Genomic DNA, 14,343 nt, shown 5'->3' with positions numbered 1-14,343 from the left:
AAAACAGCCAAACTATGCACGGCAAGCCAATACACGCTGCCATTCATCTTGGTTCATGGCCCCTTTCGGAAGGTAAATATTGCGTTTTTGCATCGCGCCTTTCGTGTAGGAAAGCTTGATAGCGGACCCGATACCAAAAGGAAGAATACTTCCTTGTAACTTGATATCAAGTGGATCTGAAAAGATGTTATATGTGTGCCCAAACTTTGCTTCAATTGATTTAACTAAAATCACTGTAGCGATAAAAATCAAAATGCCCATTCACTCGTCCATCCATGCTTTTAAACTAAAACATATATCCATAGATACTATCGCCCTACTCTTCACTTTTTGTTCTCAATTCAGACGCAGAGACAGCTCGAACACAATTATCTATAGCGCCGTTTTCGCTCCTTGTTCTCAATTTATCATTAGTCAGGAGCAACACTTCTTGCACTGAATATAATAGTGAGGGCTGGTTAACTGCTTCCTTTAATGTTTCGATCTCTTTTTCTGTCTGCGGGTTCTTAGGGACGACATCAACATTGGTAATATTGGTAGTCAGCTCTTTGCCGTTTAGTGACCATGAGCCTACTAGAAACAAGTCAAAGTTCACGTTTCCCTCATGAACTTTAGTTTCTGTTATTGAGCTTGCTACACCAGTGAAACTACCATCCGGTGAATAGATACTTAAGGCATCAAGCCAAGATATTGGTAATGCGGTACTACACTTCCATGCCCCAACCAATTGCTCAGAGTTCGCTATAGAAGCAAAAGAATGGGCACTTAAAGCAAGACATAAAAGAGTTCTAAAAATTTTCATAACATTCCTTGTATATGATGATCATCTAAACAGAAGCTAACCCCTACTTTAAGGTATTTTTCAATAAAGATAGAAGCTGCACCGTTAAGTTTTTGGCACATAGAACACATACAGCCCTAATAACTCAGAACATAACGATCAAATTTAACACATAGTCACAATGCCACATGTAATGCATCTTTTCGGGTAAATTTGTTGGCATGTCTAGACTAGTACCGACTCCTTTAACGCATTACGCCAATATTGCACCGGTTTATCAGACACAGAACCGGTTTCATTCGCCACTGAGACTAGGAAGTCACATAAGTTGGTCGCAACCTCTTCATTGCCTAACAAGTACAAACTGCGAATGGCTCGTGTTAGACGAAGCTGGTTATGGTCGTGATTCTTCAACCATAGATATGCACCGAATGATTACGTCTTTCAAAGACAAACTCCTTCAGAAAGCTTCCTTCGGTACATATAATTTCAAGCGACTGACATAAATGACTAGCGCAAGAAACTAACGCAAATGGCTAACACAAGAGACTAACGTAAGCGTCTCAACACAACCTGTTGGTCAAGCTCATTCTGATAGTCCGTGTAATCAAGCCCTTGATCAAATATGTACTCAGTGACAAGAGTACGAATGCACTCAACTAATGTGCTTGCTTGCCAAGGCTTTTCAAAATAACGGTCGATGCCTGCTGCATTAATCGCATTGATAGTATCAGTATGAGTGGCCTGCCCCGTAAGAAGAATTTTCTTTGTATTCGGAAAGCGACTGTCATGGAACACTTCAGTGAGTAACTCCACACCCGTTTTCCCTGGCATCACGTGATCAGATACGATGACGGTAATGTGTTCGCCTTCTGCGTCAAGTTCATCAATGAGATCAAGCACTTCTTGCGCTGATTCACAATCTTCAATATTCAGCCAACTCGCCAGCGGCTCTAAATCTTGTACCACTGCGCTCAGTACTTCTCTCTGGTCATCGACACAGATTAAATTAAGCTTCTCCATGTTCACCCTCTACTGGTAACTTGATTCTAAATACCGTTTTAGAAGCATCACTTTTCACAACGATACTTCCGCCATAACCCGCCACAATCCGCTTAACTATTGATAAACCCAAGCCCAATCCAAACGATAAACCACCTTTTTTAGTGGTGAAGTTGGGCTGAAATACCTTTCTACGAGTCACCTCGTCTATCTCAGGGCCGTTATTCGTGATCGTAACTAATATTCTTTTCTTACTTAATCTGGTTTGAATTTCGATTGCAGCATCGTCTGAATTCGACATTGCATCACAAGCATTCTTTACAATGTTGACCCAAATCTGAACAAGCTCTGTTTTCGAGCCTTTAAAAGTCGGCAAATCTGCAGGGCTCAATCGCACAGACACTCTACGTAACTCACTTTGTAACAAGGATAAGGCATGGTTAATGGAGTCGTTAATATCAACCGCTTCTTCGGTGTCAATATCAACTCTGCCAAGTTGTTTAACCGATTTTACGATGCCAACGGTGTGTCTAGATGCCAAACGTAAATCATGTAAATCACAGCCCATCTGCCAAAAACGAATCGCTTCTTCTGGGTTTTTCAGCCAATGTTTTGAAATAACGTCTGTTGCATATGAAGCGTCAATTGGAATCGCCTTTGCAAGAGAGCGTGCAATGTTTTTGTCTAAACCATATTTTCTTTCAAATTGTCGCCCACGTGTTCGTGCTTCTAACGACGACGTTTTCTGACCATGCATTAAGCCAAAATCGAAAAATTGACTGGCTTCTGGATGCACTTCTTCAAGCAGCTCCATGATGACCGTTTCAAGTCGACCAGATTTACTATTTACTACACCAATAGCGTTGTTAAGTTCATGAGCAATCCCTGCAGCCAATTGACCCAAGGTCGTCATTTGCTCAGCAGTATGTAACTTCTCTAGCGCTTTTTGTTTCGCTATCGCTTCTTGTGTTGCACGGCGTTGACGACGCGACAACTCATTGACAATCACAGGTGTAAACTGTGCGGTAAGAGGGCCAAATTTACGTTCATCTTCTGCCGGCGTGTCTTTATCGATCCACGCTAACTCAACATCGGTTTTAGCAACAACCGTTGAAGATGCTGTCCAATTACCTGAAAAGAAGCTATGAACGCCTATAAAAGCCCCACTACCCGCGCTAAATATTCGCACTTGCGGTGTGTTCGCATCGGTATAAAACCCTTCCAGTTCTCCACTAAACACATAATACAAACGAGTGTTTAACGCTGATTGTTCAATAATGGTGTTACCGGCACGGCACGTCACCCGACGTTCTGTCTGATTAAAATAACGATCGATAAGTGCTTCTAGCTTTTGTTGATACACGTATCGTTATCCTATGTGACCAATTGAATGTAGCAGCCACACCATAACAAAGCTCAATAGCACACCAACCACACCCAAAATAATACCGATTCTGGCCATTTGATTACTTTGCACATGACCAGTGGCATGAGCCAACGCATTCGGTGGCGTACTGATTGGTAGCGACATACCTAATGAAGCGGCAAAAGTCACAACCAGAATTAACGTTAACTCACCGCCTAGTGGCGTGAGTGACGCCATAGACGAACCTAATGCAGCCATAATTGGCATTAACAAGTTAGCCGTTGCGGTATGAGACATAAAGTTTGCCATTACCAAGCACAAGAACGCCGCTCCGAACAACACCACATAGGGTGAGTAAGCATCAAACGGAATACTGTGTACCACGAGCTTTGCTAAGCCAGTTTTATCGAGCGCTAAACCAAGCGCAATACCACCTGACACAAGCCACAATACGTCCCAAGAAATTTTCTTCAGGTCTTCTTTATTGATGATCCCGGAGAGAGAGAACACAGCGACAGGAATCAGAGCGACGGTATAAGAGTTCATGCCATGGCTCGAGCCCATTAACCAAAGAATGATGGTCAGCGCAAAAGTGACGTATACCGCAATGGCTTTGGGCGTTTTAAGGAATTTACCTTTGATGCTTAGCTCGATTTTCTTTTGGTCAGCTTTGTACATAAAGCCGATTAAAAACCACGCTAACGCCATCATAATAACGACAAACGGCACACCAAATGCCATCCATTCGCCGAACGTAATTAGGTTATCGCCAACTAAATATTTAAGTGCGATAGCGTTCGGGGGGGTGCCGATCGGGGTACCAATGCCACCGATGTTAGCGGCAACAGGGATACAAAGCGCAAACGCTATACGACCGGGGTCTTTCGGGCCAAACACAGCCAGTACCGGTGTTAAAATAGATAGCATCATTGCCGTTGTTGCCGTGTTAGACATAAACATCGAAAAGATACCAGTGATCAACATTAAGCCGAGCATCACAAACTTCGGGTCTTGTCCAAATGGCTTCAACAACACGCGAGCTAAGTTTACGTCTAATCGATATTTAGTGGCAGCCATCGCTAAGAAGAAACCACCTAAAAACAGCATGATGATTGGGCTAGCGAATGTCGCCATAATATCGCTGTATTTTAACAGCTCACCAAAATGTTCCTCCCCATGCTCAAACCTCAAAAAGATCAGCCCTTTATCCGACAACATCAACAATTGCAGAACGATAATAACAACAGACGTCGCGTAGATCGGGATAGGCTCGAACACCCAGCACAATGCCGCTAATAAAAAGATCGCGATAACGCGTTGTTGAATAATCGTAAGGCCTTCAAATGGAAACGCTGATAGCGGCATGACGAGGATAATGAAAGGAATTAAAATAGGGATAATGTATTTAATATAGGGGCGCATAACACAAAAACTCTTCCTGAGATAACAACTACTTAGAAATTAGATTTAGAGTTCTAATTTAGTTCGACAACGAATTATCGACCTCTTATCACTATCTCACTATCGGCTAGATCAATGATTACGTGATCACGATATCCCCTTTTTCGATTCTGTGCGCTACCTCTACGTTTGTGTATCATTTACTGTTGCAAGTAAATTCCGAGAACCAAAAAGCAAACGTTCGCCTTTGCGTGGGAGACCCGTAAACTTCGGCGCTTGCACCGTTGCAGAGTACTCGCCTAAAACTTTTATCTCAGTTTGGTCTATCAGCTCACTCGCTTTAAGCCACACATTGTCTGATTTAGCGAAATATCCATTCAGATAATTCGCAGCCAAATAAGCTTTTAAAGAATGAGGTTGGTGGATGCTGGCACTGCTATAAAGTGCCTTTTCTAATAGTTGGTCGCTTGACATGTTTCCTCCGTGAAACTGATGCATTTGCTGAGTGAACATTTAATCTCAGTGTACTATTGGTGCCATAGTCGTTTGTTAGCTCACACACCACGCGACAAAGTCACTGATATGCTCATGATCAGCGACTACATCTTCAAGGGGGCTATCTATGAGTTTTTGCTTAAACTTGTACCACTCTCCAGTTTCTTTTGCGTCCAGAGAAAGGTGAGGCTCAATTGCTCCTAGCGACCATACCCATATTGAGTTTTCTTTGAAATACTCACGAATAACTCCAATCGGTTCTTTCGATTTTTCTTGGCTAGCTAATAGTTCATAAATATCCGAAGCTTTAAAGTTATTCCCCTTCGTTGGATTTCGTCCATTGAGTTCGAAACCATGCTCTGTCTGTAATTCTTGAATGATCTCTAAACAAGCTTCTAAGGCTGGGTGATCCTTATCAATAAGTTTCTTTGTTTTAGCTACAGTAAAAGCGAAATCTAAATCGGCTAAAGCCTTAGCGGGTATATTCATTTCACTCAAAATCGACAGCATACCCGGTATATTAGGTGAACCAGGTGCGATTGATGTGGCAACCGATTCGATTGAAACACCGGAAGAAGTCGCCAGCACTCTTAGAGAAACACTTAAGTATGTTGACGCCGATAAACTCTACCCATGTACCAACTGTGGTATGGCGCCCCTACCTCGCCAAATAGCATCGGCTAAGCTCAATGCGTTAAGTGCTGGTGCAGAGATTGTTCGAAAAGAGCTATCAGCGTAACCTTTTATCCGTATGTCCAAAACTAACTCTTGAAGCTTAAACCAGTTATCACAGCCTAAGCCGCATATCAGCGCTTAGGCTTTCTTTTTCCTACACATCACTTTCACTTTACTCCGTGAAACTGTCTATGTCGATGCGGTTATCTATTTAGCAAGCTCTTCATTTATCGCAGAAAACAGTCACCTTCTTCAGAGTTATTAGTGCCTTATTAAGCTCCAAGAAGCGGTAGATGCTTTCGTTTTTGATAAGTTAAAGCAAGCTCCAAGCACTGTTTGATTGCTACCTCAGGCATGGGCTCAGATAAATGCAATACAATTGCTCTATTACCTTGAAACTGCAGTGTATCTCCGTGTAACTCTCGAAATGTATCAACGAGCTTAGTTTGGCAGTTGAAAAATAAAGAGCAGTTATTCGGCGATTTCAATTTCCAATCAATTCGAATTGGGCTGCCCGCTTTAACACTGTAACTAGGCTCTCCCCACTTAAGAGATTCTTCGACTTCCCCTAACTTCAATTCACAGGACAGCTCAAAAATGAGAGAGCGCAGCTCTTCTAGTCGAATTCGAGCGTTCTCCGGATATTCTTCAAAACGATTTTTGACTAGCTTGTCCACTGAAACCTCCGATGATCCTAACAAATGGCGTAACTATTGTGTCAATGGTTTGGACGCTCTACTAACATGAACTAAACTTATTAGCTTGATCAATGGTTTAATGATTAACTGCGCACTACCCACTATAAATAACCAAGTACCACTTTCAATAAGAGACTCATTTAAAAAGAAAAAACTACCGATCAAAAACCAAACAGCTATTAACAAATCATTGAATGCACCTAAAGCCTCATAACGGCGCTGAATCACTATATGTTTCTTACCGATATCTACATCCAATTCAACACCTTGATTCACAAACTCTCCTTAGGTCGAACTATGATTAAGACTATAAATGGATATCAGACCGATGCTCCACTTGTCAACATAACGCTGCTAAAGTATGAGCAAGCAATACCTGAGTCACTGCAACCATAGGGTGACCGCAACCACACAGTGACAATGCCATACATTCCGAATCCCTTTAAAATTACTTGGTTGAATAATAAGAACTCCAAACGGGTAAATCAGATACATCCGTAATTGAAACTTGCTTCTTCTCCAAAAACGAATAACTGAAAACGGATAGCTTAGTACGTTTCTGAAATATTATACTTTTGCATAAAGGTGTTAGAGCTCAAACACCCTACTAGATTTCCCAAAGCGATCGAAAAAGCAATAATAAAAATCACTGCTTTTGAGATATTTCCGGTAAAAATATTGCTTCCAAATAGGTAAGCCATTACTGAGCAAACAAATAATACAAAAGCATATTTATTCACGAGGAAAAACCATGGGATTTCAAATGCCCAAAGTTCGCTGCGATATTTAAAGGTAAACAAACCACCCATAACATAGGTTAGCGCACCGAAGACAGCTATGATAATCACGGTGAATATATAAGGAAAAAATGGTTTATCTACCAAAAGGTAATATCCCATACGCCAAGTAAAAAAGAATGAAACGATCCAAAAAATCACTACTGGACCAATTAGTAACCCCATATCTCCTCCTTGAATTTAACGAGTAACATGTATTCTCCCTCTTAAGGACCTTCCACATTTGTGTGGTATTTAACAACACCGAGACACTATGTCTGATTAGCCTTAGTTCAGCTGTATCGACCTAGCTAAAACCATCATAGTCATTCTACTGTATAGCAAATAGTGAAGTCTCTTATTATATAGAAATCCAATGATTCAGAAAGACAGGCCTAAAGCTTTTAAAGCTTCCTCACATTGAGCTGCATTTTCAAATTGAACTCCAGTAATACCAACAGCGTTTGCGCCCATCACATTACGCGGCATGTCGTCTATAAATATGGTTTCCGAAGCATCTAATCTATACTGCATAAGTAACGATTGATAGATTTCTGCTTGGGGTTTGAGTAGCCCTAACTCCGCAGACACTGTCGCTCCGTCAAATAAAGGCCAAAACGTGTATGTAGACTTAAGATGGGAAACAATTTCGTGAACATTATCTGTTAACGCATAAACGTTGTAACCTGCTAACTTAACACGCTGCAGAAGATCAACAGAGCCGAAAATAAGGATTTGTGTTTGTTTGACGTAGTAAAATAAGCGCTCACATTCCAAGTCTGATAAATTAAGAAACTGCTGATACTGCGCTTTAGCATCAGATTCTGAAATTAAACCTTTATTTAAATCGAGCCAAGTTTCAGAATGAAAAATAGCCTTAACCAATACCTCGGGAGCTTTAACCTCACCAAATGTGAGCTTTACTATTTCCAAAGGAGCCCAACGGACAATCACGTTACCAATATCAAAGACTACATTTCTAATGCTTCCTGAGCTCATAGTTTCTCCTTTCACAGGTCTAATTCGCACTTCTTTTTAGTGACGGGAAATATATAACCATTCTCTTCTAACACTAATTAATTCATAAAACTGGGAGCTGTGTTTAACAACCGCTATCAAACCTCAACATTGATAGAATTAACATCTACCACCACTACGAAAATGTCGTTATTATTAACTTTGTAATTTAATAAAAAACGAAAAAACACACTCCTCAATAGGAAAGACGAATACATAAAATTAAAACAGAATAAATTATAGGAACTATCGTAATTTCATGTATTTATAATAAAAATTTAAAATTAAAGAATTATCGACATAACAATCAATAATGTTTTTGTATATTATAGTTTACATACTATAAAATTTAATTTTCCTGAAAAACTTGCCATAATTCCACACGCTCTCCCAATCTTGATTCGCAACACATGGCATTAATGTGTTGCATATAGGCTTCCTATAAAGTCGTTGGGAAGAAGGAGTTTATATTTATATCAGGAACGAAAAATGAACCAAAAACGTCAATTAAGCTGGAAAATAGCAGCTATTCTAGGTACCGCTTTCGGCTTTACAGCGCATGCTGCAGAAATGGTAAAAGTGGATAATGATACATTGCTACAACAAAGTATCCTCGCTCAATCGAATAGTGTCGCCCCACTAGAATTAGGTTTTTCTGAAGTAAAGCGGGTAGTGTTGCCCAATGGAAAAACAAAAGTCCGTTACCAACAAACACACTTAGGTTTACCCGTTTTTGATACCTCGGTTGTGGCAACACTCTCTAAAAACCAGCCTACTAAAGTCTTCGGTTCAATGGCGCAAGGAATCAGTGGTGACCTATCAAGCATCACTCCCAAACTGAATAAAAAGCAAGCTATTGCCGCTGCACTTTCAGCTCATAAAACCTTGGTAGTCGATAATATTTCTGTTGAAAACAAAAATGCAAAACTGATGGTGAGACTAGATGAGAACCAAATCGCTCAGATGGTTTACTTGGTCGACTTCTTCGTCGCTTCCGATCACCCAGAGCGCCCTTTTTACTTCATTGACGCTATCACTGGAGAAGTCCTCCAAAAATGGGACGGATTAAACCATGCCAAAGCTCTGGGAACAGGTCCAGGTGGCAACATAAAAACGGCTCGATATGAGTATGGAAGCGACTTTACGGGATTTTCCATAGACAAAACGGGCACGACTTGTACTTTGGAAAACTCCGCGGTTAAAACGGTCAACTTAAATAACGGAACCTCTGGTAACTCGGCATTCAGTTACAACTGTAGCGACAGCACCAATTACAATGACTATAAATACGTTAACGGTGCCTACTCGCCTCTTAACGACGCTCATTATTTCGGTAATGTTGTATTTGATATGTACAAAGATTGGATGAACACATCTCCCTTAACTTTCCAGCTTACCATGAGAGTGCACTACGGCTCTGATTACGAAAATGCTTTTTGGAACGGTACATCAATGACATTTGGGGATGGTAAAAATACCTTCTATCCGTTAGTCGATATCAACGTGAGTGCCCACGAAGTCAGTCACGGCTTTACTGAACAGAACTCTGGCTTGGTATATAAGAATATGTCGGGAGGTATTAACGAAGCGTTCTCAGACATTGCAGGCGAAGCTGCTGAATACTATCTGCGTGGAAATGTTGACTGGGTTGTCGGTAGCGATATCTTCAAATCAGAAGGTGGACTACGTTACTTTGATCAACCGTCTAAAGATGGCCGATCTATAGATCACGCTTCTCAATACTACGATGGTTTGAACGTGCATTTATCTAGCGGGTTTATAACCGTGCCTTTTACTTGTTAGCGAACAAATCTGGCTGGGATGTGCGTAAGGGCTTCGAGGTCTTTACGGTTGCAAACCAACTTTATTGGACGGCAAACAGTACCTTTGACGCTGGGGCTTGCGGTGTTGCAAAAGCCGCCGCAGACATGGGTTACGACGTTTCAGATGTTGAAGCCGCTTTTAGTACAGTCGGTGTCAATGCAAGTTGTGGAACGACGCCTCCAACTGGCAATATCTTAACCAAAGGCACTCCGATTGCGAACCTAAGCGGGAGCCAAAACTCTCAAACCTTCTACACTTTCACCGTTGAGTCAGCATCAAACGTAACAGTTTCAATGTCTGGTGGTACAGGCGACGCGGATCTTTACGTTAAATCGGGAAGCAAGCCGACGACTTCAAGTTACGACTGCCGCCCTTACCGTCCAGGAAACACAGAACAGTGTAATGTGAGTGCACAACCTGATGTAACGTATCATGTGTTATTGCGTGGGTACTCGAACTATTCAGGCCTAACATTGCGTTTAGATTGAGTTAAAACGTACCGTTGAAGGTCGCAACCAATAACAAAGCCTACTCACATGAGTAGGCTTCATTGCTTATTAAGCAGTTAGATTTATCTAGAGACTTGGTACTTAAATCCAAGACCAACAACAGTCAGTATTTATAAGCGTTGCCGTGCGCTTATAAACATAAAAGGGTTAGCCAAGCGCTCGCCCTTTTTCTTATCTGACTTATACAAGCCAACAGATACCCTCATACCTAAGCACTCTAAATCCCTACAAACCCAGGCTATACAGTTAATAATTTTGTTAATTAACTAATGATTGGTTTATAAACTTGGATGTAGCAAGTCAGCACTCACTTAATATTTTATAAATTGTTTAAATTGAGATCCTGTGCTGCACAACGAAATAAAAATAAGTTGTCTAACTTTTAAACACATTCACCTTACTGATAGGTTAATCCTTATAGGGCAAATGCTCTATTAATGATAAAAATTAAAATAAGGATTATTTATGAGACCATCTATTTCTATCAGTATGGTGCTTGCAACGACAGTGGTTGGCTTCCAGTCCTATGCAAACAATATCGACACAATAGACGCACGCTCTCTTTCAGAGAACTCCTCAGCACAAAAGCAATCTTTGGCGTTGCAAATCAGCGAGCGTTATTCCGATCTTGAGCTTTCTTTAAAGGCTCAAATTTCACAAAAGAGTCTATCCACACCAATAGAAAAACTGAACTCTTCTCAGCCCTACTCCGCATTCTCTAACAAGATGCAGAAAGCGGATCTTGGCTATCGCAAGATGAAAGGGATCAATAATTTCAGCGACTCTGTGTTAGAGATTCGCATGGCTGATGAAGCGATGATTGAAGCTTGGAAGAATGGCGAAAACCCGCTGTTTGCATTTGAACCATCAGGCGATGATTCGAATTGGCAATACATTGAAGCGTATGACGTGTACGGACAAGTTCATCAATTAGACGTGTACCAAATGCCAGACGTTCCTGTGTTTGTCGTTGATAGCAATGGTGCTGAAGAACTCAAAGCAGGCCTAATGGCGATGCAGGCCGAGATGAACAAACTAGGTACTGCAACCCAAATCAATTCTGGCTCCAAAAACACTGGCGATAATGAAGACAGTAAAGGGAGTAAAAACAGTAAGTTCCAGAAACAAACGTCTATGGGCAAAGCTAAACGCTCGATGGCGATGTCTGAACCTGAGCCGTTGAACACCACGCAGTTAACGAAAATCCGTTTGGCTGTCGACCAAGAACCGTGGATCTCTGGCAAAGCTGAAATCTATGCTATCGTCACTGGGGTCGATTCGAGTCGTGTAGAACCACAGCTTGACCTCGTTGAGATGCCTTATCTGGATTACGACAAGCAGACCTACTACCCAAATCAAACCGTTATCTTCTGGCCTCGTTACCGTTGGGGAGCAGCAGACATGATTTTGATGGAGCACGATGACGGCACCGATTACAAAGAGTTAGCCAAACTGCTAGTTCAAGCCGCAGAAGAGATATTGAAAATGATTCCTGATCCAGAAGTTCAGGGATATGCAATTATTCCTCAGATCACCGGTAAGATTATCGATGTGATTCCTGATGGTGTACTCGTGAATGACGATGACTTCGTCGACGTATTCTACACTTTGATGCAAAACACTTCTTATGTTGATCATCCTGGTGCCGGCGGGAATGCGGTCGCGTCGTTCGCACCTGTAATAATTTCACCTACAGAATAATATTTTTCACGTTGAGGGCTTCATTGTCGATGCCCTAATGAGTGATTAACTAACACTTCAGCGTATATGCCCTATGTAAATATACATTAGGTATATACGCTTCTTACTCAGTAAATAGGCAAACAACAAAGAAAGGCCCCCAAAAGAGCCTTTCTATTCTGAACTGTTAAATTATTTTATTTTAAAATTCTTCTTCGAGCGTTGGTTCATCCTTAGCTTCTGTTTGCTTCTCTTTGATTTCAACTTCTTTCAAACGAGCAGTAAAGTGTCTTAATACTGTTGGTTCATACGTAAAGTCGAGCCCTTTCACTTTGCTTGCGTTCTCTTTCACTTTTTCGAACGCTTCAATAATGAAATCCATGTGGGTTTGTGTGTATGTCGCTCTAGGAATGGTAAGACGCAGTAACTCTGCTGGGCATGAGTGTTGCTCTCCAGTAGCCGGATCACGTCCTTGCAATAATGAACCTATTTCAACCGCTCTTATGCCTGCCACCTTGTACAACTCGCACGCCAAAGCATGAGCTGGGAACTGACTAGCCGGAATATGAGGAAGCAGTTTCCCCGCATCCACAAACGCAGCATGACCGCCCGCTTGCTGACACACAATACCTATCGCTTCCAAGCCATCAACCAGGTATTGGACCTGACCGATGCGATACTCCAACCAATCTTGACGCATTCCATCATACAGGCCAACAGCAAGACGCTCCATCGCGCCACCTTCTAACCCTCCATAGGTTGGGAAACCTTCTTGCACGACGCACAGAGTTCGACATTCTGTGTACACATCCATGAAAGAGTCGTCTTTAAAGCACAACAAGCCGCCCATTTGTACCATGGCATCTTTCTTGGCCGACATAGCCAAACCATCCGCGTATTTGTAAGACTCACGTGTGATCTGTTCAATTGTCCAATCTTGATAACCGGATTCTCGCTGCTGAATGAAGTAAGCATTTTCAGCGTAACGAGCAGAGTCCATGATCACGGGAATGTCGTACTTTTGAGCGATTTCATAAACGGCTTTTAGATTGGCGATAGACACTGGCTGTCCACCCGCAGAGTTACAGGTAATGGTGCTTACAATGTATGGAACGTTTGCTGCGCCCGCTTCTAAGATCGCCTCTTCCAATTTGACGATGTCGAAGTTGCCTTTAAAGTCGGCATTCACTGAGGTGTCAAACGCTTCCTTGGTATAAACGTTCTTCGCCACGCAGCAATTCACTTGAGTGTGGCCTTGCGTGGTGTCAAAGAAGTAGTTCGACAAAGCGACCATTTTACCGCGATCGAGCCCTTTCTCCATTTCACGCTTCTTGATAAGAACAGGAATGTAAATCTGCTCTGCGCCACGCCCTTGGTGAGTAGGAATGGTCAGCTCATAGCCGAAGATATCTTTCACCGCATTCGACAGTGCATAGTAACTGCGACTACCACTGTAGGCTTCGTCACCCATCAACATCGCTGCTTGCATACGTTGAGTGATTGAACCGGTACCGCTGTCGGTCAGTAAATCGATGAACACATCATCACTGTCGAGCAGAAATGGGTTCATACCCGCTTCGACAATGGCTTGCTCACGATAAGCGCGAGTTGTTCTTTTTACTGGCTCTACAACGCGAATACGAAACGGTTCTGGTAGATGTTTGAAATTTTCCATAATAGTACCTTTCAACAAATTCAGCCTAAGGTGAAAAAGCTAAATTCATTATTTTTAGATGTGACGAGTCAACACCATTAATTTTATTTCACGTACGATCACACTTGTGATAATTACGATATAAATTAATAGCTAGAAATAGATTATTTAATCAATGGCGTATTGATTAGTTTTCAATTATTAATGACTAAGAGACAAGATCTCCATGCATAAAAACAAATACTAAACGCATAAGTTACGACATGTCTTAAAGACGAAATTAATAGAATTGGGCAAAGCTCATGGGCTCTGCTGGCGCGTGACGCCTAGAGGATACTACTCTGAAGAAAGGTGGAACGAGAGCTGGTGATCTAAAGTATACCAAGCTAACAAGGTTAGCCATGTTGTTGATTGCCATTTCAGGTACATGTTCACAATATATCCCTACGTTGAAATCAAGATGAA

General features: G+C 41.7%; 13 protein-coding genes and 4 pseudogenes. 3 read left to right on the top strand and 14 right to left on the bottom strand.

Annotation, left to right across the window (positions count from 1 at the left end):
• Nucleotides 1–12: 12 nt before the first annotated feature.
• The 8 genes and pseudogenes from OCT63_RS19955 to OCT63_RS19920 form a co-directional block, all read right to left on the bottom strand.
• Entirely contained in the window at nt 13–261 is a 249-nt protein-coding gene (locus OCT63_RS19955; RefSeq protein ID WP_161672098.1) for a hypothetical protein, read from the bottom strand.
• A gap of 55 nt (nt 262–316) precedes the next feature.
• Nucleotides 317–802 (bottom strand): hypothetical protein, encoded by a 486-nt coding sequence (locus OCT63_RS19950; protein WP_161687741.1) that lies wholly within the window; start codon nt 800–802, stop codon nt 317–319.
• Between the two features lie 204 nt (nt 803–1,006).
• Nucleotides 1,007–1,204, bottom strand: a pseudogene (locus tag OCT63_RS19945) (opioid growth factor receptor-related protein); the annotation flags it as partial.
• A gap of 126 nt (nt 1,205–1,330) precedes the next feature.
• On the bottom strand, nt 1,331–1,804 hold the full coding sequence (locus OCT63_RS19940) for a response regulator (protein WP_017062404.1): 474 nt from the start codon (nt 1,802–1,804) through the stop codon (nt 1,331–1,333).
• Nucleotides 1,791–3,146, bottom strand: coding sequence for an ATP-binding protein (locus OCT63_RS19935; protein WP_161687745.1), 1,356 nt, complete (start codon nt 3,144–3,146; stop codon nt 1,791–1,793). Before OCT63_RS19935 ends, OCT63_RS19940 begins: the two co-directional genes overlap by 14 nt.
• 6 nt (nt 3,147–3,152) lie before the next feature.
• Nucleotides 3,153–4,571: an SLC13 family permease gene (locus tag OCT63_RS19930; protein ID WP_060467558.1), complete on the bottom strand. Its 1,419-nt coding sequence runs from the start codon at nt 4,569–4,571 to the stop codon at nt 3,153–3,155.
• A gap of 240 nt (nt 4,572–4,811) precedes the next feature.
• Nucleotides 4,812–5,024 (bottom strand): annotated as a pseudogene (locus OCT63_RS19925) (hypothetical protein); the annotation flags it as partial.
• 75 nt (nt 5,025–5,099) lie between these two features.
• Nucleotides 5,100–5,543 (bottom strand): hypothetical protein, encoded by a 444-nt coding sequence (locus OCT63_RS19920; protein ID WP_269984438.1) that lies wholly within the window; start codon nt 5,541–5,543, stop codon nt 5,100–5,102.
• 34 nt (nt 5,544–5,577) lie between these two features.
• On the opposite strand from OCT63_RS19920, the pseudogene OCT63_RS19915 reads away from it, so the two are divergent.
• Nucleotides 5,578–5,784 (top strand): annotated as a pseudogene (locus OCT63_RS19915) (methionine synthase); the annotation flags it as partial.
• Between the two features lie 208 nt (nt 5,785–5,992).
• On the opposite strand, the gene OCT63_RS19910 reads toward OCT63_RS19915, so the two are convergent.
• From OCT63_RS19910 to OCT63_RS19895, 4 genes are all read right to left on the bottom strand, one after another.
• A complete protein-coding gene (locus OCT63_RS19910; RefSeq protein ID WP_060467554.1) occupies nt 5,993–6,397 on the bottom strand; it encodes a DUF1801 domain-containing protein in 405 nt (134 codons plus the stop codon).
• Nucleotides 6,398–6,430: 33 nt separating this feature from the next.
• On the bottom strand, nt 6,431–6,694 hold the full coding sequence (locus tag OCT63_RS19905) for a YrhK family protein (RefSeq protein ID WP_060467553.1): 264 nt from the start codon (nt 6,692–6,694) through the stop codon (nt 6,431–6,433).
• Between the two features lie 272 nt (nt 6,695–6,966).
• Nucleotides 6,967–7,380 carry a hypothetical protein gene (locus OCT63_RS19900; RefSeq protein ID WP_161687752.1) on the bottom strand — a complete coding sequence of 138 codons (414 nt, stop codon included), beginning with the start codon at nt 7,378–7,380 and terminating at the stop codon, nt 6,967–6,969.
• Between the two features lie 195 nt (nt 7,381–7,575).
• The gene (locus OCT63_RS19895) at nt 7,576–8,193 is read right to left on the bottom strand and encodes an HAD family hydrolase (RefSeq protein WP_161678253.1); all 618 of its coding nucleotides are present in this window, start codon (nt 8,191–8,193) and stop codon (nt 7,576–7,578) included.
• 507 nt (nt 8,194–8,700) lie between these two features.
• On the opposite strand from OCT63_RS19895, the pseudogene OCT63_RS19890 reads away from it, so the two are divergent.
• Nucleotides 8,701–10,523: pseudogene (locus tag OCT63_RS19890) on the top strand (M4 family metallopeptidase).
• A gap of 486 nt (nt 10,524–11,009) precedes the next feature.
• Nucleotides 11,010–12,245, top strand: a complete 1,236-nt coding sequence (locus OCT63_RS19885; RefSeq protein ID WP_269984437.1) for a DUF3103 domain-containing protein — start codon at nt 11,010–11,012, stop codon at nt 12,243–12,245.
• Nucleotides 12,246–12,426: 181 nt separating this feature from the next.
• On the opposite strand, the gene tnaA is transcribed toward OCT63_RS19885, so the two are convergent.
• Both tnaA and OCT63_RS19875 read right to left on the bottom strand, forming a co-directional pair.
• Nucleotides 12,427–13,899 (bottom strand): tryptophanase, encoded by a 1,473-nt coding sequence (gene tnaA, locus OCT63_RS19880; RefSeq protein WP_269984436.1) that lies wholly within the window; start codon nt 13,897–13,899, stop codon nt 12,427–12,429.
• A gap of 259 nt (nt 13,900–14,158) precedes the next feature.
• Nucleotides 14,159–14,343 (bottom strand): hypothetical protein (locus tag OCT63_RS19875; RefSeq protein ID WP_269984435.1); only part of this gene is annotated, 185 nt, incomplete at its 5' end.

Source organism: Vibrio sp. RW (assembly GCF_027587105.1).
Lineage (GTDB): Bacteria > Pseudomonadota > Gammaproteobacteria > Enterobacterales > Vibrionaceae > Vibrio > Vibrio toranzoniae.
This window is presented reverse-complemented; position numbering and strand designations above follow the sequence as displayed.